We start from the raw sequence: 19,587 nt of genomic DNA, 5'->3' as shown, positions 1-19,587 counted from the left end.
TATCCATTGTCCGATGTTACCCCCAATCAACTAATAAAGACCGGAGAGGGGACCGACCGGCCATCATTCCGCGAGTCGAGAGTGATTTGGACAACTGACGAGCAGAAAGTCGGGTCCGGAGGCCGCCCAACCCGCCAGGTCGTCCTTCGCCGCAAAACTGGCGTCATACGTTGAATTCCGGGCCGACCCGACGGATAGGACCGCTCGGTTCTGACCGCGAACCCCCGGAAAACCCGCGATGTTAACGATGGCCCGTACCTCCGAGTCCATCGAGACCTTCCCGTCGCCACGACTGAGACGGTCCTTCGCTTCTAACGGGTGAGCGGCCGGAGCCGATCGTGGACGTCATCGGGGATTCCGAGCTTGAGAGTCACAGTGTGGGTAGTCTCCTATCTCGTCGTGGGCCATCAGGTCAGGGGCTTCGTTGTATGGGGCCTCGCAGGTGATGCAGCAGTCGTTCTCGAGATAGAAATCGTCCGGAGTGTTCTTCGGGTAGGTTTGTCGTTCGTTCGCGTCTCCCTCGTTACGATGAAGTGCTGGCGACTCAATTGCCGAGGCAGGTCCAATCGATGCCCGCGTCTCAGGCAAGGGAGATACCATGAAGCCTCGCGTCTCGATCAAGGGCCTAATGACCGTTGTCGTCCTCGCGGCCATCGGCATCGCCGCCCTTCGTTCTGCATCCGAGTTGTGGGCTTCGCTCATCCTCACCCTGACGTTCGGAATCCTGGCGACGGCGAGTCTTGGGGCCTTGCTCAGAGCGGGGAACGGCGGGCCTTCTGGATCGGATTTGCGGCGTTCGGCTGGGGATACTTTGTGCTCACGTTCTGGACTCAGGTTGGTGAGCCGTTGATAACAACGCCTGTTCTCGATCGATTCTACGAGGATTACGGTCCCTGGAATCGCTCCAACTTTTCGGTCATGACACCAGCCCCGGCCATCCTTGGTACGCCACCCCAACCCACCCCCAGCGGCCCGACTCTCTCTTGGGGCAGCAACTTGCATCTGAACTTCCTGCGAAACGGCCACGGCCTCTTCGGACTGATCGCAGCCCTCATCGGCGGTTTAATCACCCGCTACTTTGCCGCCCCGAACCATGAGGCTGTCAGGCCTCCCCTGCCTACCTGATGACCTTAAGGTTGGGCATCGCCGCATTGAATTCCGCCTTACCGTCCTCGGTGATTCGAGTCCCTTCCACCCACATTTCTTTAAGTTTCGTGAGTCCTTTCAGGTAAACCAGCCCGGCGTCGGTCGCACCGGTATTCTGGATGTTGAGATACTCCAGATTTTTCAACTTCGCCAGGGAAGCAAGTCCGGCGTCAGTTACCTTGGAGTTCTCAATGGAGATAGATTTGAGATGATTCAAAGTCTCAATCCTTGCGATATCTGCATTGGAGACCCAAGGTGATCGAGCGATGACAAGTTCTTCGAGACATTGAATTCTGTTGATTGTGTCAAACCCTTTGTCGGTGATGCGAATTCCCACCAGGTGAAGCGACTTAATCGCATTCATTTGAGCGAGATGAGCCAGCACATCGTCACCAGAAATTACTTTGCTTCCTGGAACTGGCACTCCGATTGGAGTGCCAGTTAACGCTACAGAAGCCACATCCTGAAAGTATTCATCGCCAAGAAGCCCCCTTAACCATTGTGGTGCGTTCGGCTCGGTTGGCGTGCTTTTCCCTCTGTTTACGTACGCCCAATCGTAGACGACCCCACCGCCGCATCTCTTGACTGATTCGACCGCCTCCCGTTGTTTTCGGGCCTTGGTCACGCGATCGCCTATGAAGACCGCTGCGATCATTATCAGCAGCATCAACACCCTCAGGCTGACTCGCAGGCGGCGAAGTTTTAGCTCGACGGGTTCCATCGGTTGTGCCCTACGAGGTCGCGTGGGGTCAAAGCACCAAGCAAGCTATCCCGCAAGAGTCTGAAGTGAATCCACGCCCAGAGGGCCACCGCGATCATCGGGGGCTGGAGCCGGAATCATGGAAATCGCACGGCATCCACGCTACTCAAGCGGGGGATGAGTCCCGCGATCGACAATCGGCTTCGGTTCATGGCGAATTCTCAATCACCCCTTCAACATTGAGGGGCTCTGCCCTCATTCACCACGGCCGTCCCGCCATTTCTCCGTCGCTGCTCGCCCTGCGACAACTGTAATAATTTGTTTTAGCAAGAACAAGCCTCCCTGCTACAATCCTGACTCGCGGGGCATTCAGAGTCCTCCTACTCACAGTACAAAGCGGGGAAACCATGAGGCTTTCCATTCCAACACTCGTTCTCGGTTTCCTGGTCCCGGTCTTCGCCACGGGTGACGACGGCATTGTGACGGAACTGAAGGCAATTGCCGGGAATTGGCGGGTCGTTCATTTTGAGCACAAAGGAAAGGTCGCCCCGGACGGCGACGCAAAGGCGTCACTTGCGATCGAGGCCGGTGGCAAGGCCGTCCTCAAGCCTCAAGGCGGGGAGATACGATTCACGTTAAGCGTGGACCCATCCAAATCGCCGAAACAAATTACCCTCACTTATGATGAAGGACCTTTGAAAGACGCGAAGCAGTTCGGCATCTACAAGTTGGAGGGGACAAAACTGACGATCTGTATGGCTCCTCCGAAAAGACCGGAGATCGAACGTCCTGAAGGTTTCACGACGGAGGAAAAGGATCGAACCCTCGTGATCCATGAAAGGGTTGACGAGGGAAAGTGATGAGGGCGGCGAAACGGCGAGTTCCATACTCGGGATGCCGGTGGAGATGAAAATTGCCTTCGATCTCGACGACACACTGATCCCTGGCGTCGTCGTCTTCCCTGTCGAGAATCAGGGATTTCTTGCAAGGCTCCTTGGCCACGAGCAATTACGCAAGGGGACCATCGCCCTGATGAAGTCCTTGATCAAGCAAGGATGGGAGGTCTGGGTCTACACCACGTCCTTCCGCAGCCCTACCTATTACGACAGCGACAGGTCAAATCGGGAAATCGCAAAAAGAGCCTTGTTTCCCGGGGTTTTCCCTCTCATAAACTTTCATGGAACTGAGGGCGAGAGAAAACATCGCAACCCTGTATTTCTACTCGGCTTGCGTCGAGAATCGGGTTTTCGACATGGCGCTGTCGTACTATGTCAGGATGCTTTTTCTGCTTTACGGGGTTCGCATTGCAGGAGTCATCAATCAATATCACCACTTCAGAAAGGTGACCGGGTGCGGACACTCCTATCAGGACTGCTCCAAGTACCCGCCTGCGTTCGGCATCGACCTGCTGGTTGACGAATCCGAAGGAGTGTGGCTCGAATCACAGCGGCATGGCTTCAAGATGGTGCTCGTCCGGCCCGATGATAACGCTTGGGCGAAAGCGGTCAGGGCGATGGCCCAATCCATGTGACTGGGGACTCTCGAAATCATCCCGATGTCAGTTCAGGTTTCGACAATCGCCTTGCACGCAAACACGAGCATGCACGCAGTTTCCCCTGACACCGGGTTTCCCTCCTGAAATAAACCCGGTGTCAGCCGACATGCCGCCATTTCTGGCGGCACCCGAACCGACAAAAATGCATACTCGCAACCACTCAGTTGGTTGGAACTCGCTATTTTCAGAGCAGTTCGGGTTTCGACAAGTGGCTGGGGCGGAAACCTGAACTGACACCGAGTTCTTCTGGCGGGAACGGCCCGCCCGGCGGTAGGGCCGCCTATTGGAGCGTAACTTCTTCGGGTGCATCGAGCGGAAACCGCCACCACATGTCGAGATTCGTCCTCGCCAACACGTGGTCGCTGTGAATTTGAACTTCCTCGAACGGATTGCTACTCGTGAAGAACGCGATCCAGACGATCTCACCACTGTCGCTGCGGATGTTTGCTACGAATCCGTCCGCTCCATATCCACCCTCACCGCCAAGGATCCGGATGCCCCTGGCAAGGTCTTCGGCCACACACAGGTCGAGAATCCCGGTCCAATCCAACTGCCCCTTCTTCTGAAGATCCGCCAATGTCATCCATCCACCCGGCTGGATCTTCATTCCGGGCCCTTCGTTCACCTGCTTGTTCCGAACTGCGAACAGTTGCTTGATGCGTCCGTCGCCAAACACGATGCCGTCGATGATGGGGCAGTTTTCGGCGACCCACTGTGCCGCCAGATCCGCATCAGCGGGCTGGTTGTTCCTATCGTCACCCGTTGAACCAAGTTCGCTCATCATGAACCCTCGCAATGCGCGCAAATCAATCAAGCGTAGGTAAACTCGGTATCAGATCAGGTTTCGACAAGTGTCCGAGACAGAAACCTCCGAGAATTTCGGCCGACGGCCTACCGCTTGCATGTCGAGCCTTATCAATCGTCGGAGTGCGAGACGATGACCAGGTTCATCGGCCGTCGCGCAATCGGCTTGGGTCTTTCGGGTCGAATTGGGAGGAAGCCATCATGACGGCCTCGTTTGAGAAGGCGATGAAGTTGGCGGTGCTGAGCGGACTGAAGGCGGCGCTTGGGCCCGCTCTTTTGAAGACGGCTCAACGCAAGCCGGACGCCAGCCAATGGGTCGCCGCGGCCATGGGTGAGATGGTATTCGACAAGCTCGGGTTCGTTCCGAGCCGGAGAAGCCTTCCCTTGTTGATCCCGCATGCCGTATCGGGGGCCTGGGTCGCGATGGAGAGTATGCGCGAGGATGGCGTCGACGATCCGTGGGCCGCGCCCATGGGCGCGGTCGTGGCCGCCGGGGTGGCCACCCTCGCCCCGATGCTCCGGGTCTCGGCGTCCACCGTCCTCAGAATTCCCGACGCGGTGCTCGGGGTCGCTGAAGATTACTTTGCCCTCAAGTTGGGTACCGAGGCGCTTGGCCTGACGATGAACGAGGTCAGCGACGCGGCCAAGCAGTCCGTTGAGGAGATGAAGGAACGGGTGATGCCCGCCGTTCAATCGATTGGCGCGGGCTCGATGTAGCAGCCGAGCGGCCCTTTGGAGATGGCCATCCTCGGATCGGCGCCGGAGCCGAGGACCTGTTCGCACTTGAGTTCGGCCTTCTCCCGATGCGTGGTATAAACGATGGCCCGACCCGAGTTGTGGATTTGCCAGGTCAGCTCATTCGCCGTTTTCAGAGGATGGGCAAAGAGCCTCATCAGCAGCTCGATGACGTACTCGAAGCTATGCTCCTCGTCGTTCAAAATGATCACGTGATACGGGGGCTGACGACGCGTCTTGGTCGTCGTGTCCGTTTTTGACTTGGGTGCGGTCTCCGTCGTGACGACCGGTTCTTCGAAGTTCATGTCGTTTTCTTGGGTGTCGCTCATCGGGCGGCTCCCGGACTGTGATTGAAGCGAAGGGGACGATCTGACTACTATATCCTGAGCGCCGTCTACTTCGTATGGCAACGCTTTATCGTCTGGCGGCGTTTGAGGAGAATCGATGTCCGAGATGAGTGCTGGTACGGCCCTGCGGCAACTTCACCAAGCCCAGGCCGGTTTGAAGAAAGCCCGACACGCGCTCCGCATGGTCCGAGGCAATCCCGACAAAGCGCCGAGCGTCCTCAAAATCGGCTGGGAAAGTTTGGTCCAGTGCCATCGGCTGGTGGGCGCCATTCCGCTCGCGGCGGCCGACGATGCGGTGATGACCAAGCAGCTTGCAGTCCAACGCTACGCCACAGCCCTGCTGGTCCGGCTCAGGCGGGTGGCCCGCAACGACTTCACGGGCACGGATGATGACGACGCTGGCGACGACGACGAGTCGTGAATCCTTTGCCTTGAGCCTCACCTCCCTCGCCCGGGCCTCGCGTCTCCACGCGAACGAAGAGGCCCGGCGATGATTATTGAAGCCCATTCTTGACGATTTGATCGCAGCGCCCTTTTCCCTTGAGCCTTTGAGAATGATCCGTCCGCAACGCCCGCCTGCCGAGGCCCCGACTCTCGTTCCGATGCCCGACCGGAGCCTGGACACCTCGGGGGATCTCCCCGTCGTGGCGGTTCGGTCCCCGGGATACCATCCGTTCGTCTATCGAAAAATGGTGATCGGGCCCGTCGGTGGCAGCCGTCCCATGGACGGCGACATCGTCCGCGTCGTCGATCGCGAAAACTTGCCCTTGGGTTTCGGCCTCTGGAACGGTCGCTCGCAGATCAGCCTCCGACTGCTCTCCCAAGGGGTCGACCCACCGACCCTCGAGTTCTGGACCCACCGGATCGACCGTGCGATTGCGTTACGGCGCGAAACCCTCGGCCTTGATGCGGTGACCAATGCGTACCGGGTGCTTCATGCCGAGGGAGACGGCCTTTCCGGCCTGATCGTCGACCGGTTCGATGACGTGCTCTCGGCCGAAATCTTCAGCCTCGGCATGTACCAGCGCATCGGGCCCATCCTCGCGCTGATCGCCGAACGGCTCGGAACGAAACACGTTCGGGTCAACGTCGACGAGCGGATTGCCATGGCCGAGGACTTCTCGGGCCGGCCCGTCGTCAGCCCGAAACTGCCGCCCCGCGTGACGATCCAGGAGAACGGAGTCCGATACCGGGTCGTCTTCGAGGGGAGTCACAAGACCGGCTTCTTCTGCGACCAGCGCGACAACCGCCAAGCCCTGCTCCGCTACACTCCCGGGCGGTCGATGCTCGACGTCTGCTGCTACACGGGTGGGTTTGGCATCTCCGCCCTCACCAAAGGGGGGGCCACCGAGGTCACCGGGGTCGACCTTGATGAGAAGGCGATCGCGCGGGCCCGGGACAACGGCAACCTCAACCAGGTGCGCCCCACGTACGTCCATGCCGATGCGTTTGGCTACCTGAGGCAGATGCGAGTCAATGAGCGCGCGTTCGGCGTCGTGGTCCTCGACCCGCCCAAGCTCATTCCAGGACGACTCGACATCGCGACAGGCAAGCAGAAGTACTTCGACATGAACTTCCTGGCGATGAGCGTGGTCGAGCCCGGCGGCTTCCTGCTGACCTGCTCGTGCTCCGGCTTGCTCTCTCCCGAAGAATTCCTCCACCTGCTCCGGGCCGCGGCCCGCAAGGCCGGTCGCTCCGCGCAAGTCCTGGCCGTCACAGGCGCCTCACCGGACCACCCGGTCGGGCTCGACGCCCTCGAAGGCGCCTACCTCAAGGGGGTCTGGCTGCGGATGGGTGAGAAAACCGGGGTTGTCGGATCGTCGACCTTCGAAGACGATGACCGAATCGAAGAGGATTGACGGACGCCAGGATTCGGAAGGGGCCAACATCCCTTCCGGATCTCGGCCTGCCTGGCGTAGGATAGAAGTCCCCAACGATTGGGGATGTTCCGATTCGGAGAGTTTACGTGTCGCTCCGCGCTGTGAACGAGGGCTCGTCGTGCCCAGCTTGACCGTCGAGAATTACGTCAAGGCGATCGCCCAGATTTCCGCCCGCGACCGCGCCGACGCCGCCGTCGCGACCGGTGAGCTGGCCCATGCCCTGAGCGTCTCGCCAGGGACGGTGACGGGGATGCTGAAAACCCTCTCCGAGGCGAGCCTGGCCACATACACGCCCTACGAAGGGGCGCGGCTCACACCGGCGGGGCAGCGGCTCGCGATGAAGGTCATCCGCCGCCATCGCCTGCTCGAACTGTTCCTCGTCGAAACCTTGAAAATGCCCTGGGACGAGGTTCACGAGGAGGCCGAGCATATGGAGCACGCCGCCTCCGAACGCCTCATCGACCGCATCGACGCCTTCCTCGGGCACCCGAGCGTCGACCCCCACGGCGACCCGATTCCGAGCGCCGATGGCTCGCTCAAGGAACCGGAGGGGATCCCATTGGCCCGTCTCCCCCGCGGCCAGCAGTTCCGGGTCGTCCGGGTCGTCGATCAGGATCCCGCCTTCCTCCGCTACCTGACCGAGTGTGGCCTGGACCTGCACGCCCTCGGCGAGTTGGCCGAGAACCGGCCCGAGGCGGGTGCTTTGGTCATTCGCCTCGAGAATCGCTCGGTGGCCCTGGGCCACGACGCCGCCGCGAAGGTCCTGGTCGCCCCCCAAGCCGCCCTTTAAGTGGTGAGTCACGCACGCGATCGCCGGACTCCACCGAGCCAAGCAAAAGCAAGCCGCGTATTGAATAAAGGAGCGTGCCTGTTGGAACGCTGGGCGACCATTCTGGTCCTGACGGTGGGGGGCGCCCTCGGGGTCAATGCCCGTCATTTTGTCGGAATCTGGGTCCGGAATTGGGCCGGCCACCACTTCCCTTGGGGGACATTCGTGATCAACGTCAGCGGTTCGTTCGCCATCGGCTTCCTGGCGATGGCGCTCGAACGCTGGCTCCCCTCCCCTCGCCTCCGTCTCCTCATCGTGACCGGATTCCTCGGCGGTTACACAACCTTTTCCTCATACATGATGGAATCGATGCTCCTCTGGGAGCGGGGGGAACTGCTCCGTGCCTGCTCCTACTTCTTAGGGAGCGCCGTGGCCGGCCTCGTGGCCGTGATCGCAGGCATGGCCCTGGGCCGAAGCGTCGGCTGAACGGGTCGTTCTAACGGCCGTAGGAAAATGAACCAGGCGAGCCACCACTCGACCTCATTCCTCGACGTTATCCTTGCGGATTTCCGCAATGACGGGGGCGAGCAACGTCAGGAGTGCCGTGACGATCCCCTCGGTCAAGCCGGTCCGGATCTCCTCGGGAGGCCGAGCGATCAAGGCGCCGACGCACTCCGGGTTTTCCGGATCGATCGGCATCAACTGGCGACACTCCGTCTCCGTCAGACTGTAATTGCGCCGCAACAGAAGCGTGCCCGCAGTCATCAGGTGGGAGAGTACCGTGCTCGGGTCGGAGATCCCGTGGTCGATCCAGATCAACTCGGTGAGGAGATCGATGCCGTCCGGGTCCTGGATCCAGGGATATTGAAGGTCGATGCTGCCATCGGCCAGGATTCGCGGCGCCTTCTCGAGGTCGAGCCGGGGGAAGGTCCAGGCTTCACCATCGGCCAGCAGGATCGGCTCGCCCTCAACGCGATCGGTGATCCGGCGAAGCGGCTCCGCAAAGTCATCCGGCCAGGGTTCGGCCAGAGCGTCCTCAAGCGCCCGCTCAATCCAGGAAATCAGCCGCTCCCGATCGCGCTCGAATGCGCTGATCCCGGATGCCCGATCGAGGGCGAAAGCCAGGACAGCACTCTGAATCGCCTCGTCGTCGAGGCCCTCTGATCGAAGCTGTCGCACCTTGGCCACGACCAGGGAGCCCACCATCCGGCGAAGGAACTCTTCGGCCTCTTGGCGATTGTCCCCGTCGGGCCCGGGAATGCCCGGCCGGTCTGTCATGTCGTCCTCTTCGATTTGTGATGTCCGCGACGATGGGCTCAGCTTCAATTCCTCACGCGAACCGCGGTCGCACGATCTTTGGTCGTATCGACTTTTCCTCAGAAGTAGACCTGTCCGCGAAGCCAGAACAGGTCCATATCACTCCCAAAGGTATTCTTCGCTTCGTTGATCAGAACGGGTGACCCGAACATCGCGTGCTGCCAGGTGAGGTAGAACTTAACCCAGCGGTTCGGATACCAGTTCATCCCCAGGTCGATCATGCCCGCGTCGTTGGACCAGAGGTTGCCCTCGGCCAGTCCCTCGGTGAAGAGGTTCGCGCCCAGGTTCAAGTGACTGTAGCGAAGAAACGGCTCGAAAGCACCAAGCCCCCACTCGCCCTTGAGGGGCTGAAACGGCCTGAGCGGTTGAACGGCCGACCGCCGTTCGATCTGCTCGCCGGTCAGAAAATAGGAGACGGCCGCGTGAAAGCCGCCGACCGGGATCTCCGGCTTACTCCCCAGGCCAGGTCGAGTCATCTGGAACCGGCCGATATTCCACTCCGACTCGAACGAGAGACTGCGGTAGTAATAAGCCAGGTGGATGGCCGCGAATTGGCGGGCTCCCTGGTAGACGGCCCCCTCGTTGAAAACGAGGAAGACGGCCGTGGCGTCTTCGGCCGCCTCGTCGTTATCGGACGACTGCACGGAGGTCCTCATTGGCAGAGGGGTCTCGCTTCGTGTGATCTCGCCGATCGAGCCCGATGCGCCGACGTTCAGGTGGTGGAGGGCGGGGAACCGTTCCGAGTTCAGGAATGGCCGGAAGTTCAGGTAGCCGACCCCCTCGAGATTCGGGTTGTTGTCGGCCAGCCCGGTGAGGTGCCCATTGAACACGCCAAGGGCCCAATCGAGCTTCCCTTCCCGAGCATGTCCCCAGCCCATCAAGCCGGCCTGACGCGAGAGGCCGAAGTTGAGTGGAAAGAGCGCGCGCTCGGGTGTGATGAAGTATTGCTCGAGGTGGTCAAACCAGTCGTAGCTGTACGGGACCAGTTGTCGGCCAAACTTCACCTGAAACGCGTCCGACGGGTGGAAGTTCAGGTTGCCGTCGAGGAGGTCCCAAGACCCCTCGAGGCTACGCTGGAGCGAGACCTCGTAGTCCCAGAGCCGGGTCAGCCGGCCCTCGAGATAAAGCCGGACCCGAGGAATGTACAGCCCGCTCTTGCCGAACGTGCGGTCATTGGGAGCGAAAATCTCGGAGTCGGTCTGGTTGAGGACGTGGAACCGGAGGTCGAATTCCTCGTCCTTCGACGCGAGCTGGAACCCATCGGCAAATCGTGCTTTCAAGGGGAGTTCGCGGCCTTCCGAAGCCTTGCCCAACTCACCGGGCCGGCCAAGGTGCGACCGCCGGGCCGTCGCTTCGCCCACCGCCGCCGGAACGCCAGCCTCGGGGCTGGGAGTAGGAGTGGGGAGTGGCTCCCCCATCCTGCGTTGGAGCTCAAGGTAGCGGTTCTCCAGCGCACGATACCGTTGGGCCGACTCATCGCGGTCGCGGTCGAGCCGCTCGAGCAGGCGGGCGTTGACCTCCTCGAGTCGTCGGAGTCGCTCCTCAACCGCGGATGTCGGGGAGCCCGGTGCGGGGGACGCGGGCAGTTCGGCGCGAACCGAGCCCCCGACCCATTGCGTCCCTCCCAGAACGGTGAGCCAAAAGCCTATCGAGCAGCGGGCGAGCATCCGACGCATCCGGAACCGTCCTCGGAGAACCGGGCGCCTCGCGTCCCAAGTACAGATCCGTCTGTCATCTCCAGGATCGGCACACCGACGTTCCGTTCATGACGAATTTCAGGAAGACTTCCGGTGTCGATCGATGTGTGGAGCCTCGCTGCGTGTCACAGCGAGGCCGTCCTTAAGCCCGGCTCTGGGATTTTGCCACGTGCCCAGGTCGCTCCACAACGGTGTGACACAGGGTGGTCTCGAACTTCGACCCCGCTCAGGTGGACGCACCTAGTGCTTTAGGAGTGAGCATCGGATCCCGGCTCACCAACAATTCCGGATTCGATTTTGAGTACGCCACGACCACCGCCCTTTCTCGGCACGCCCCATGTTGAGGCCAGTGGCACCCGACCTTCCGGCCACGTCGTCGCCCGAACGCGTGGGGAAACGCGCGATGGAACGCGTCGGGCCGCTCGCAACAATTACGGTCCGGCATTGCATTTGCTTTCTCCCCATTCCACTTGCCCACCCCCCCCCACTGCAAGTTAAATCATCGATTCGACACAAATTCATTAATCGCAATGCAATTAAATTCATTCATTTCTCAATAAATTTACTGATAATTCAAAATTAGTCCACAGAATTATTAACATCAATCGCCCCCACAAACCCAACTTAAGCAAAAATACGTGTAGCAGAATTTCCGACTGCGATCGACTCATTCTTCCTTGCCTTCCAGGACTTTCCGGGGGGATTCCGAACGCCCCTCGCAACGCAATCGAGCTGAACCGATCGAGGACGGAGTGTCTTTGCATCGGATGATTTCGGTTCGATGAAGTGATAACGGCCGCAGTGCTACGCACGCATCAGAGGAATCAAATTCATGCATCACCGCTCGTTCGTTCCCGTGCTGCTCCTGTCGATGCTGGTACTGAGCACGTTCGTGGGATGCGATTCGGCACCCGCGACGACCATGGCGCCCAAAGGCCACGACGGGAACGCCCACGGCAAAATCGACACCCCCGTCGGCCGCTCCCCCACACCACCATATACCGGCCCCAGGCGTTAGGGTTTGCAGCGGCCGGTAACGCCCTGAGGCCCCCCACCTGCCCACCGACCTTCATTCACCATGACTTATACCTTCTCCGCTTCTTGAGTGAGATCAACGGTCCCACTACGCCGTAGCACGACGCTCTCGAATTCCAAAGTCATACGGACCGTGATCAAGCTCCTCGCGACCTCACGTCTGACTCATCCCTAGTAATCTGAGGAAATCGTCGATGCGTCTCAAGCAACCTCGTGGATTCACTTTGATCGAATTGCTGGTGGTGATCGCAATCATCGCCGTGCTGATCGCGTTGTTGTTGCCGGCGGTTCAAGCCGCTCGCGAGGCCGCCCGGCGGTCGCAGTGCACGAACAACCTGAAACAGATCGGGCTGGCCTTTCACAATTACGAAAGCACCCACAGCGCCTTCCCGCCGAGCGTCATGTATCCGTCCCCCGTGGACAATTGGGGATGGGGTCCCAGCGGCCACCTCAGCCTCTTGCCGTTCATCGAGCAGGTGTCCTTGTGGAACGCCTACAATGTTGGCCCGGTCCAGTGCAATGGCAGTGGTTGTGGCCAATACAACATGAACACAACGGTGTTCAATACCCAGGTCGGCTCGTGGCTCTGTCCGAGCGACGCCCCCATGCGCATGGTCTCCATGAGCAGCTACGTCGGAAATATGGGGGGTCCGTACCATTTCACGGGCTATTCCGGAACCTTCGTCCCTGCCACGGGCGTGACCGGGGCAGCCCTCCCCTCGGGAACCCCGGCAAGCGTCGTGAAACTTGCGTCGATCGTTGATGGAACGAGCAACACGGCTCTCTTCAGCGAGGTGGTCACCGGCCACTCCAATGCCGCCACAGTCACGGCTGGAAGCTCCAACCCGAACGGATGGAAGCGAGTGATGTTCCAGACGACGTCGGCGGCGAATAGCCCGACCATGGCCTCGGCCCAGGCGATGATCGCCAATTGCGCCTCGCTGCCCCCCACCACGGCAGGGCTGTCCACCAGCCGAGGCGACTGGTTTTACGGCTACCCAAGCTACGTCAGCTACGGCATGTACAACCACCTCTCGGGTCCGAACACACGGTCCTGCACCAACGCCGGCTGGAACACCTATTCGGTCGACCAATTCGGCACGGCTCCTCCCTCGAGCATGCACTCGGGCGGCGTGAACATGACCATGGCGGACGGCTCGGTTCGATTCATGAAGGATTCGGTGAATCAGCAAGCATGGTGGGCGGTTGGCACCCGCAACGGCGGCGAAGTCGTGAGCTCCGACGCACTCTGAGCCAGGGCATCTCCGGGTCGCTGGATCTCGCCTTCAAGATCCAGCGACTCAAGGTCCCAGGGACGACGGGCCTCCCAGGCTTCCGAATCGGACACTCTCCCGTCAATGAACCGGTTCCCAGTCCGCTCCCCAGGTTTTGTACCACGCTCCGAGCCCCCCCAGTTCCGTCCTGGCGCGCTCGTTCGGTTCACGGATCGTCAGCTTCCGAGGGACGATGAGGGCGGCGAGCTGGGCCACGTCAAACTCCTCGAGCAGCCCAAAGCAGAAGAGCTCGGGAGAAAGTCGGTATTCCTGCTTCGTCTCGATCAGCTCCTTGAGACTTCCCAACGGAGCGCGGAGCTCGACGGCATCGATCGCGGCCTCTTCCAGGCCCGCGACAACCAGGGCCATCATGCCGGTTCGTGGGCCCGACGCGGCCAGCGACAATGACTCGGCCGGACGTTCGGATTTCGCCCAGCGGGCAATCGCCGCGATCTGGCCAGCCTGTACGCCCAACGGGCGATGGCCCACGGCCGAGAGCATGAGGGCGAACAGATCGTCGCGCTCGGCGACCCGCGCTTCCCCGACAGCGAACGGGTCGACCGCAAGCACACGATAGCCCGCGTGCAGCCATTTTCTTGCCTCAGCCGCCGACGCCTTACGGCCGTCATCGGCGAGCAGAACGACGGTCTTGCCGGGATCGCCCTTCGTCAGCTCAACGACCGGTACCGACCATTCACCGACCTCGACGCGCCAGGAGGTCGCCTTGAACCCATCGCCTTGCTCACGCGCGATCGACCACGCTTTCGTTTCGTATCGCCGCGCTCGAACGACGTCGCGAAGCCGGTTTCGGCCCTCATCACGCCACGCGCGGGCCACCCCTTGAGCGTCTGTCACGGGAAGCTCAGCCCGGTTGGGGAGGGGCTTGCTCAGACGAAGAGCCAGGCTCTGCAAACTCAAATTACCGTCCGGCAGCGGCACGTTGAGGGTCTCGGCCGACTTGACTTCCGCGTCGGAGGGGATCTCTTTGGCGCGGAAAGTAGGGTCCCCCTTGAAGAAAGTATCCCCCACCATCCCGTAGAAGGCCTCACGATTCTCGCGCAGGTAGTTGTGCGTGCCCGGATCGGTGTTTATGTGAGAACGAAGTTTCGACTCCTGCCCGTAGAGTCGGAAGATCGGGGTGGCGGCATCCAACAAGGGGGGAGCGCATGCCCCGAGGCGAAGCAGCAGTTATCCATGGCATTGAACGTGAGCAGGGTGGCGCGCGGGGCCATCATCGCCGTCATCTGGGCGTAGTCGGTCACGGTGGCCAGGTCGCAGGGTGTCTGCTCCGAGTCGCCCAGATCGGAGAAGTGCTCGGTTCTCGTGAGGAAGCTCGAATAACCGGCCACCGGGTTGGTCAACGTGACGCGTTTGTCAAAGGCGCTGATGAAAATCGTCTGCCAGCCCCCGCCCGACAGGCCAGTGACGGCGACCCGTTGCGGATCTGCGTGCTCGAGCGAAAGCAGGAGGTCGATCCCTCGGCTCATGGCCAGGTAGTGAGTGGCGATCCCCCCTGCCCCGCACAGGTCGATGTGGTTGATCAGGTCGTGACGATAGTTGCCGTCACGAAACTGGCCCATTCCGAACCATTCGAGGTTCAAGGCGAGCATCCCCCGCTTGGCCAGGTTGATGCAGCGGACCTGCTTGTAGTCGGCCGCCTTCCCCTGAGCGTCGTGGCCATTGACGTTGAGGACCACCGGGACCTTCCCCGCCAGGTTTTCGGGCTCATAGAGCAAACCGGGGATCCAGAGTCCCGGGACTGCTTCGTAACGAACTTTCTTGATCCGATAACCAGGGCCGCCTTCGATGGTGCCGAGCCACTCCACCTTCGCTTTGGCCTTACGCCAGGCCGCGGCCTCGCCCCGGAAGATGACATGCGCCAGGGCATCCGACCGCATCCGCTCGGCGGCTTTTTCCCACTCGCCCACGCTCTTGACCGCAGGCATCCGCGGAATCGCCGACTCGCATTCGCGGATCGTTTCGACCAGCGTCTGGCGCGGGCCGATGATCTCACGAGCGAGCGCCTTGGACACAAAATCCGTTATCGGTGGCTTCGGCTCGTCAGCCAACACCGCGACCGCGGTACAGAGCAGACCCGCAAGGATGAGAGCGCCAAGCGATCGTGACATCGGGGTTCTCGATGAGGGCGGGGTGAGAATGAGGGTGGAGAGCTGTCCCGGATTAGATCAGGGCCACTTCCCCGTCGCAAGGGTGGGGAACCGTACCGGCGACCACCGCCGCGTTCATGCCCAACGGCCGGACTGGCCAGGGTGATCCCGCGGATGCGGGCCTCCCTTGTGGACTCGTATGCGAAGGGTCGCCGGTCCGAAATGGGCCGAGCTCTACGAGTCGCGGAGTTGTCCGATCTCGCTCGATCGGCTAAGCTTGGGTCAAGCCTGGATGATTCCGGCCGAGGCTCGAGTGCCAAGGGAAGGCCGGTGCGAGACGGGCGGGGAGATCCGCGTTCTATGTCAACGCCCTGCCGTCGCTGGGTCACCGCCCTCGTTCTTGCTTGTCTACTGGTTTTCACGTCCCCCCTGATCGCCTGGGCTCAAGAGGCCGGGGCGGTTGATGGAGCCGTGGCACAACCGGCCGACGGCAGCGAATCCTTCCTCTCCTGGATGGTCCGGGCCTCGGGGCCGATCGGCCTCGTGATCATGGTCATGTCGTTTTATATGATCGCCCTGATCGCCTGGATGGCGAAACAGTATCGTCGACCCGTCGCCTTGCCCGACCGCCTGATCCGCGAGGTCGGCGACCTGCTCGCCCAGAAGCAGTACACCGAGGCCTATCAGAGGCTCGCGGTCGATGCCTCGTTCCTGGCTCGAGTGCTCGCCGCCGGGGTTCGCAAGCTTCCCGCGGGCCTCGCCCCCGCGCAAAAGGCCATGGAAATGGCCAACGACGACGTCACGATGGAGATGGAGCATCGCACCACCTACCTGGCGACCGTCGGCACACTCGGGCCGATGATCGGCCTGGTCGGTACGGTTTACGGCATGATCATCAGCTTCCAGGTCATCGCCACGGCCGGGTCGTCTCCGCAGGCCAGCGCTTTGGCCGCCGGAATCTCGACCGCCCTGTTCGCGACCCTCGAAGGGATTGCCCTCTCGATTCCGGCGATCTACTTTTACGCGATCTTTCGGAACCGGATCGCTCGACTCTCGCTTGAGGTGGCGATGGCGGCCGACTCGTTGCTCGAACAATTCTCGCCAGGCATCCGGGCGCCGCACCCGTTGGCCACCGCGGTCATGCCCGTCACCCGCTCGGCCCTCCCTGTTGCGGACAAGTAAGTCGCCCGTCGAGCTCGAGCGCCCAAGGAGGCCTCCATGTCGTACAAGATCCGGCACCGAGGCGGGGACATGTTCAATTTGAACCTGACCCCGCTGCTCGACGTGGTCCTCCAGCTCATCACCTTCTTCATGATGCTGATTCACTTCGGCACCAAGCTCGAAGGCACGACCAAGTTGATCCGACTACCGGTCGCCCCCGCGGCGCTGCCGGGTGCGGATCTCGGCATCGATCGACTCGTGGTCGGGCTCGACCGGAACGGCCAACTGTTGGTTGAAGGCGAACCGTTGGCGGGAAACGCCAGCCAACACTGGTGGGCCGACCAGGCCAAACGACGGATCGAGGGTCAAGAGACGCTGGGGGGCCCCGCCCAAGACCTGGCCACCAACGTCGTGATCAGGGCCGACAAAGACGCAAGCTACGGCATGGTGCGGCGGACCTTGGCCGAGGCCCAGGAACGCGGATTCGCCCATTTTAGCCTGGTCGTCCTCCGGAGCAAGGAACGATGAGCGCGACCGCAACCGGGAGGAACCGCTCGAAATCGCGTCGCCCGCAACCCCCCGAGGAAGTGGCCTTCCCGGTCACGCCGATGCTCGACATGGCGTTCCAGCTCCTTGCCTTCTTCGTGCTCACCTTCCAGGTCCCCTCGGCGGAGACCCACCTCGATCTCGACCTCCCCGCCTCCCCCCTGGCACTCCCCAGCGAGTCGAAGGGAAGAGGGCAAGCCCCCGCCTCGCGGCGGGTCGACACCGACCTCGAGAACGACCTCTGGATCCGCGCGGAAACCGACGACCTGGGAGACTTGAAGTCACTTCGACTCGGGGAATCAGTCCTGCCCGACCTGACCACTCTCGGTGAACGCCTCGGTCGCTACGTCCAGCTCATGGAGAACCGGCCGCTGCGAGTCCGGCTCGTCGCTGACGATGCGCTGCGATATGAAGAGGCCGCTCGGATCATCGCAGTCTGCGGCGCCGCCGGAGTGGCCACGGTTCGGCTCACCGATCCCGCGATCCAGCCCTCCCCCGCGTCCTCAACGCCTCGGGGCATTCCATGACGCGTCCGATCGCTCGTCGCCCCGACCCGCAACGTCGACGATGGTTCGGGACGCCACGTCAAGCACGGCTCGTAACCGGGCTCTTGCTCGGTTCCGTAATTCCCTGGGCTCGGGCCGACGATGCGCCGCTCGCGGTGGCCGATCTTGCGGCCTATCGCCGCGCCCTCATCGCCCGCGACGCGGAACCCGCTCCGGCATTGATCCGCTTCCGGGAACTCTGGGACCATCCCGCAAGATATGAAGGGGCTCGCGTCCAGGTCGAGGGGCGGATCGTCCGTCGATTCCGCCAGGGAGCGTTCGGCACGTTTCCCCCGCTGGTGGAAGCGTGGGCCGTCACGGCCTCGGGGGATCCCTTCTGCTGGGTCTACCCCGCGCCGAACCCCAAGGCCGAATCCCCGACGGTTCGAGAGAACGTCCGGTTCGTCGGGACATTCCTGAAACGGATTCGCTACCAAGGGGCCGATGTGGAACGGCTGGCCCCGTTGATCGTCGGCCCACGGCCCCCGGCTTCGCCTCCCCGAACGGCGCGGCCACCCGTCCTGCGATCCGGCAACGCCGTCAACGACTGGATTCTCGGGATCGCCGGCGCGGCGGTCGTCATCGCCGTCCTCGCGTGGCAACACCTCAGGAAACCCGTTTCTAGAACGACGAGTTTCGAACCGGGACCGGCCCCTCAGTTCGACTCGCCACTCTCCGAGGCTCCCGTTCCCGACCGGGATTAATTAGGACGGATCGAACGACGAGACGTGCGCCGGCCCGGCATGTTGAGACAGTTCGCTGCCCACCCCGTCGACGGCGACGACGACGAGCGCCACCTCGTCAAGGCTCTCGCCGTCCTCGAGTTGCGGCTCAGCGGAACCCGCAGGACGCCGGCCGAAGACGAACCAGCGTGCCATCGTAAAGCTGATCCCGGTGGCCGCCACGATTCCCACCAGGGCCGCCGCGAGCCGGTGGCGGTTGAAAAAGGTGAACTGCCTCGGCAGGATCAGTCGGAGCGAGAAGCTCAAGGCAACGCCGAGAGCATTGCTCAGGACATAGCCCACGAACTGATGAAGGAGCGAGCCACGCCGGGCGTAGCTGAACGTCAGCCGGCGGTTGAGCGAAAAATTCCAGATCAGAGCCAACGCGATCGAACCGGCTCCGGCCACCGCCAGGGCCAGCGATCCCCCGACCACCGGCGCGGTCATGGCCGCCAGGCCCGTTCGAGAGAGGAGCCACTGGAATAAGGCGTAACAGGACAGGTCGACGACCATGCCCGACGCGCCCACCACGCAAAATTGGATCAGTCGAGAAATATTCCCGAACTTATGATCACCCAGGCGTTTGAGGTGTCGGAGATCGTCGAGTTGAACCCGCCGGCTCGTCGCCCTCCGCCCTTGGCCTCGGGCCACCGCCAGGTCCTGGCGCTGGCCCCCCGCCCGCGCGAGCAATTCCAGCGTGAAGTGGGATCCTAGCGGTTCCAAATTGGCGGATCGAGCCAGTTCGCGCGTCAGTGCCACCAGTCCCGAGAACGGGTCGGTCGACCCGATGACCCGCCGCGCCGCCAGACCGGCCCAAGCGGCGACTCGACCGGGCCGGACCTCCGCTCCACGCGATGCATTTCGGCTCGCGACGACCAGGTCGGCGTCACGACGCTCGATCGGCTCGATCATGCCCGCCAGCTCTTCGAGCGAGTAGCCCCGGTCGTGGTCGAGCACCACGAGGACGTCCCCCTTGGCACGGCGGAGTCCGGCAACCGAGGCGGAAGCCAACCCAGGCTCAGGTGCGACGAACGAGCGCCACCAGGAGCCGGCCACAAGCGGGAGATAGGGAGAGCTCGGGTCGGCAATGCCGAGAACCTCCACCGTGTGTCCCGCATCCTCGAGACACACGCGGAATTTCTCGATCACTTCGGCGGACAGCAAAGAGCCGGGGGCCAGAGGCAGGATCAGGCTGACGCTCGCCATAGAATCTCAAAACTCCGTTTGTGATTCAAACATACCGGCG

21 protein-coding genes are annotated in these 19,587 nt (G+C 61.9%); 13 read left to right on the top strand and 8 right to left on the bottom strand.

Features of this window, described 5'->3' with window-relative positions; translation table 11 throughout:
• Positions 1 to 1,117 precede the first annotated feature (1,117 nt).
• Positions 1,118 to 1,867: a leucine-rich repeat domain-containing protein gene (locus tag BUS42_RS05255; RefSeq protein ID WP_074305856.1), complete on the bottom strand. Its 750-nt coding sequence runs from the start codon at positions 1,865 to 1,867 to the stop codon at positions 1,118 to 1,120.
• 386 nt (positions 1,868 to 2,253) lie between these two features.
• On the opposite strand from BUS42_RS05255, the gene BUS42_RS05250 reads away from it, so the two are divergent.
• Together BUS42_RS05250 and BUS42_RS41730 are read left to right on the top strand one after the other, a co-directional pair.
• Complete coding sequence (locus tag BUS42_RS05250; protein ID WP_074305854.1) at positions 2,254 to 2,706, top strand: TIGR03067 domain-containing protein; 453 nt, start codon at positions 2,254 to 2,256, stop codon at positions 2,704 to 2,706.
• A 317-nt stretch (positions 2,707 to 3,023) separates the two neighbouring features.
• Positions 3,024 to 3,377 carry a hypothetical protein gene (locus BUS42_RS41730; protein ID WP_254053321.1) on the top strand — a complete coding sequence of 118 codons (354 nt, stop codon included), beginning with the start codon at positions 3,024 to 3,026 and terminating at the stop codon, positions 3,375 to 3,377.
• A 304-nt stretch (positions 3,378 to 3,681) separates the two neighbouring features.
• Here BUS42_RS41730 and BUS42_RS05240 read toward each other — a convergent pair whose 3' ends face one another.
• On the bottom strand, positions 3,682 to 4,185 hold the full coding sequence (locus tag BUS42_RS05240) for a hypothetical protein (RefSeq protein WP_143206249.1): 504 nt from the start codon (positions 4,183 to 4,185) through the stop codon (positions 3,682 to 3,684).
• Between the two features lie 221 nt (positions 4,186 to 4,406).
• Between BUS42_RS05240 and BUS42_RS05235 the strand changes: the two genes are divergently transcribed.
• Positions 4,407 to 4,922: a hypothetical protein gene (locus tag BUS42_RS05235; protein WP_074310720.1), complete on the top strand. Its 516-nt coding sequence runs from the start codon at positions 4,407 to 4,409 to the stop codon at positions 4,920 to 4,922.
• Here BUS42_RS05235 and BUS42_RS05230 read toward each other — a convergent pair.
• On the bottom strand, positions 4,895 to 5,269 hold the full coding sequence (locus BUS42_RS05230) for an ATP-dependent Clp protease adaptor ClpS (RefSeq protein ID WP_074305850.1): 375 nt from the start codon (positions 5,267 to 5,269) through the stop codon (positions 4,895 to 4,897). The two genes, BUS42_RS05235 and BUS42_RS05230, sit on opposite strands and share 28 nt — an antisense overlap.
• A 115-nt stretch (positions 5,270 to 5,384) precedes the next feature.
• Here BUS42_RS05230 and BUS42_RS05225 point away from each other — a divergent pair, with 115 nt between their 5' ends.
• The 4 genes from BUS42_RS05225 to crcB all read left to right on the top strand — a co-directional run bounded on the left by BUS42_RS05225 (position 5,385) and on the right by crcB (position 8,422).
• Positions 5,385 to 5,708, top strand: coding sequence for a hypothetical protein (locus BUS42_RS05225; protein WP_074305848.1), 324 nt, complete (start codon positions 5,385 to 5,387; stop codon positions 5,706 to 5,708).
• A gap of 133 nt (positions 5,709 to 5,841) precedes the next feature.
• Entirely contained in the window at positions 5,842 to 7,146 is a 1,305-nt protein-coding gene (locus BUS42_RS05220) for a class I SAM-dependent rRNA methyltransferase (RefSeq protein ID WP_074305846.1), read from the top strand.
• Between the two features lie 139 nt (positions 7,147 to 7,285).
• The gene (locus BUS42_RS05215; RefSeq protein WP_074305844.1) at positions 7,286 to 7,957 is read left to right on the top strand and encodes a metal-dependent transcriptional regulator; all 672 of its coding nucleotides are present in this window, start codon (positions 7,286 to 7,288) and stop codon (positions 7,955 to 7,957) included.
• An 81-nt stretch (positions 7,958 to 8,038) separates the two neighbouring features.
• Positions 8,039 to 8,422 carry a fluoride efflux transporter CrcB gene (gene crcB / locus BUS42_RS05210; RefSeq protein ID WP_074305842.1) on the top strand — a complete coding sequence of 128 codons (384 nt, stop codon included), beginning with the start codon at positions 8,039 to 8,041 and terminating at the stop codon, positions 8,420 to 8,422.
• A gap of 54 nt (positions 8,423 to 8,476) precedes the next feature.
• On the opposite strand, the gene BUS42_RS05205 is transcribed toward crcB, so the two are convergent.
• Together BUS42_RS05205 and BUS42_RS05200 are read right to left on the bottom strand one after the other, a co-directional pair.
• The gene (locus BUS42_RS05205) at positions 8,477 to 9,214 is read right to left on the bottom strand and encodes a hypothetical protein (protein WP_074305840.1); all 738 of its coding nucleotides are present in this window, start codon (positions 9,212 to 9,214) and stop codon (positions 8,477 to 8,479) included.
• Between the two features lie 98 nt (positions 9,215 to 9,312).
• On the bottom strand, positions 9,313 to 10,929 hold the full coding sequence (locus tag BUS42_RS05200; protein WP_074305838.1) for an OprO/OprP family phosphate-selective porin: 1,617 nt from the start codon (positions 10,927 to 10,929) through the stop codon (positions 9,313 to 9,315).
• 853 nt (positions 10,930 to 11,782) lie between these two features.
• On the opposite strand from BUS42_RS05200, the gene BUS42_RS05195 reads away from it, so the two are divergent.
• The gene (locus BUS42_RS05195; RefSeq protein ID WP_074305836.1) at positions 11,783 to 11,968 is read left to right on the top strand and encodes a hypothetical protein; all 186 of its coding nucleotides are present in this window, start codon (positions 11,783 to 11,785) and stop codon (positions 11,966 to 11,968) included.
• Between the two features lie 211 nt (positions 11,969 to 12,179).
• Entirely contained in the window at positions 12,180 to 13,238 is a 1,059-nt protein-coding gene (locus BUS42_RS05190; RefSeq protein ID WP_074305834.1) for a DUF1559 domain-containing protein, read from the top strand.
• Between the two features lie 102 nt (positions 13,239 to 13,340).
• On the opposite strand, the gene BUS42_RS44765 is transcribed toward BUS42_RS05190, so the two are convergent.
• Positions 13,341 to 14,414, bottom strand: a complete 1,074-nt coding sequence (locus tag BUS42_RS44765) for a carbohydrate kinase family protein (RefSeq protein ID WP_254053320.1) — start codon at positions 14,412 to 14,414, stop codon at positions 13,341 to 13,343.
• Complete coding sequence (locus tag BUS42_RS44760) at positions 14,348 to 15,388, bottom strand: alpha/beta hydrolase family protein (RefSeq protein WP_254053319.1); 1,041 nt, start codon at positions 15,386 to 15,388, stop codon at positions 14,348 to 14,350. The genes BUS42_RS44765 and BUS42_RS44760 overlap by 67 nt, the downstream gene beginning before the upstream one ends.
• A 339-nt stretch (positions 15,389 to 15,727) precedes the next feature.
• On the opposite strand from BUS42_RS44760, the gene BUS42_RS05180 reads away from it, so the two are divergent.
• Genes BUS42_RS05180 through BUS42_RS05165 form a run of 4 tightly spaced genes read left to right on the top strand, consistent with a single transcriptional unit; the run spans position 15,728 to position 18,323 of the window.
• A complete protein-coding gene (locus BUS42_RS05180) occupies positions 15,728 to 16,549 on the top strand; it encodes a MotA/TolQ/ExbB proton channel family protein (RefSeq protein ID WP_074305832.1) in 822 nt (273 codons plus the stop codon).
• A 36-nt stretch (positions 16,550 to 16,585) separates the two neighbouring features.
• Positions 16,586 to 17,056 (top strand): ExbD/TolR family protein, encoded by a 471-nt coding sequence (locus BUS42_RS05175; RefSeq protein ID WP_074305830.1) that lies wholly within the window; start codon positions 16,586 to 16,588, stop codon positions 17,054 to 17,056.
• Positions 17,053 to 17,601 (top strand): ExbD/TolR family protein, encoded by a 549-nt coding sequence (locus BUS42_RS05170; RefSeq protein ID WP_074305828.1) that lies wholly within the window; start codon positions 17,053 to 17,055, stop codon positions 17,599 to 17,601. Before BUS42_RS05175 ends, BUS42_RS05170 begins: the two co-directional genes overlap by 4 nt.
• Complete coding sequence (locus BUS42_RS05165) at positions 17,598 to 18,323, top strand: hypothetical protein (protein ID WP_074305826.1); 726 nt, start codon at positions 17,598 to 17,600, stop codon at positions 18,321 to 18,323. The genes BUS42_RS05170 and BUS42_RS05165 overlap by 4 nt, the downstream gene beginning before the upstream one ends.
• Here the strand turns inward: BUS42_RS05165 and BUS42_RS05160 are convergent, their stop codons facing one another.
• Positions 18,324 to 19,547 (bottom strand): GtrA family protein, encoded by a 1,224-nt coding sequence (locus BUS42_RS05160; RefSeq protein WP_074305824.1) that lies wholly within the window; start codon positions 19,545 to 19,547, stop codon positions 18,324 to 18,326.
• Between the last annotated feature and the right edge of the window lie 40 nt (positions 19,548 to 19,587).

It is taken from the genome of Singulisphaera sp. GP187 (genome assembly GCF_900129635.1).
Classification (GTDB): Bacteria; Planctomycetota; Planctomycetia; order Isosphaerales; family Isosphaeraceae; genus Singulisphaera.
Note: the sequence above shows the minus strand (reverse complement) of the source record. Positions and strands in the feature narration are given on the sequence as shown.

Bases quoted from the DNA above. Each gene is read 5' to 3' on its own strand.
- BUS42_RS05255 (WP_074305856.1), bottom strand. From the start codon at position 1,867: ATGGAACCCGTCGAGCTAAAACTTCGCCGCCTGCGAGTCAGCCTGAGG.
- BUS42_RS05230 (WP_074305850.1), bottom strand. From the start codon at position 5,269: ATGAGCGACACCCAAGAAAACGACATGAACTTCGAAGAACCGGTCGTC.
- BUS42_RS05195 (WP_074305836.1), top strand. From the start codon at position 11,783: ATGCATCACCGCTCGTTCGTTCCCGTGCTGCTCCTGTCGATGCTGGTA.
- BUS42_RS05175 (WP_074305830.1), top strand. From the start codon at position 16,586: ATGTCGTACAAGATCCGGCACCGAGGCGGGGACATGTTCAATTTGAAC.
- BUS42_RS05240 (WP_143206249.1), bottom strand. From the start codon at position 4,185: ATGATGAGCGAACTTGGTTCAACGGGTGACGATAGGAACAACCAGCCC.
- BUS42_RS41730 (WP_254053321.1), top strand. From the start codon at position 3,024: ATGGAACTGAGGGCGAGAGAAAACATCGCAACCCTGTATTTCTACTCG.
- BUS42_RS05165 (WP_074305826.1), top strand. From the start codon at position 17,598: ATGACGCGTCCGATCGCTCGTCGCCCCGACCCGCAACGTCGACGATGG.
- BUS42_RS05200 (WP_074305838.1), bottom strand. From the start codon at position 10,929: ATGCGTCGGATGCTCGCCCGCTGCTCGATAGGCTTTTGGCTCACCGTT.
- BUS42_RS05250 (WP_074305854.1), top strand. From the start codon at position 2,254: ATGAGGCTTTCCATTCCAACACTCGTTCTCGGTTTCCTGGTCCCGGTC.
- BUS42_RS05225 (WP_074305848.1), top strand. From the start codon at position 5,385: ATGTCCGAGATGAGTGCTGGTACGGCCCTGCGGCAACTTCACCAAGCC.
- BUS42_RS05205 (WP_074305840.1), bottom strand. From the start codon at position 9,214: ATGACAGACCGGCCGGGCATTCCCGGGCCCGACGGGGACAATCGCCAA.
- BUS42_RS05235 (WP_074310720.1), top strand. From the start codon at position 4,407: ATGACGGCCTCGTTTGAGAAGGCGATGAAGTTGGCGGTGCTGAGCGGA.
- BUS42_RS05190 (WP_074305834.1), top strand. From the start codon at position 12,180: ATGCGTCTCAAGCAACCTCGTGGATTCACTTTGATCGAATTGCTGGTG.
- BUS42_RS05180 (WP_074305832.1), top strand. From the start codon at position 15,728: ATGTCAACGCCCTGCCGTCGCTGGGTCACCGCCCTCGTTCTTGCTTGT.
- BUS42_RS44760 (WP_254053319.1), bottom strand. From the start codon at position 15,388: ATGTCACGATCGCTTGGCGCTCTCATCCTTGCGGGTCTGCTCTGTACC.
- BUS42_RS05170 (WP_074305828.1), top strand. From the start codon at position 17,053: ATGAGCGCGACCGCAACCGGGAGGAACCGCTCGAAATCGCGTCGCCCG.
- BUS42_RS05160 (WP_074305824.1), bottom strand. From the start codon at position 19,547: ATGGCGAGCGTCAGCCTGATCCTGCCTCTGGCCCCCGGCTCTTTGCTG.
- BUS42_RS05220 (WP_074305846.1), top strand. From the start codon at position 5,842: ATGATCCGTCCGCAACGCCCGCCTGCCGAGGCCCCGACTCTCGTTCCG.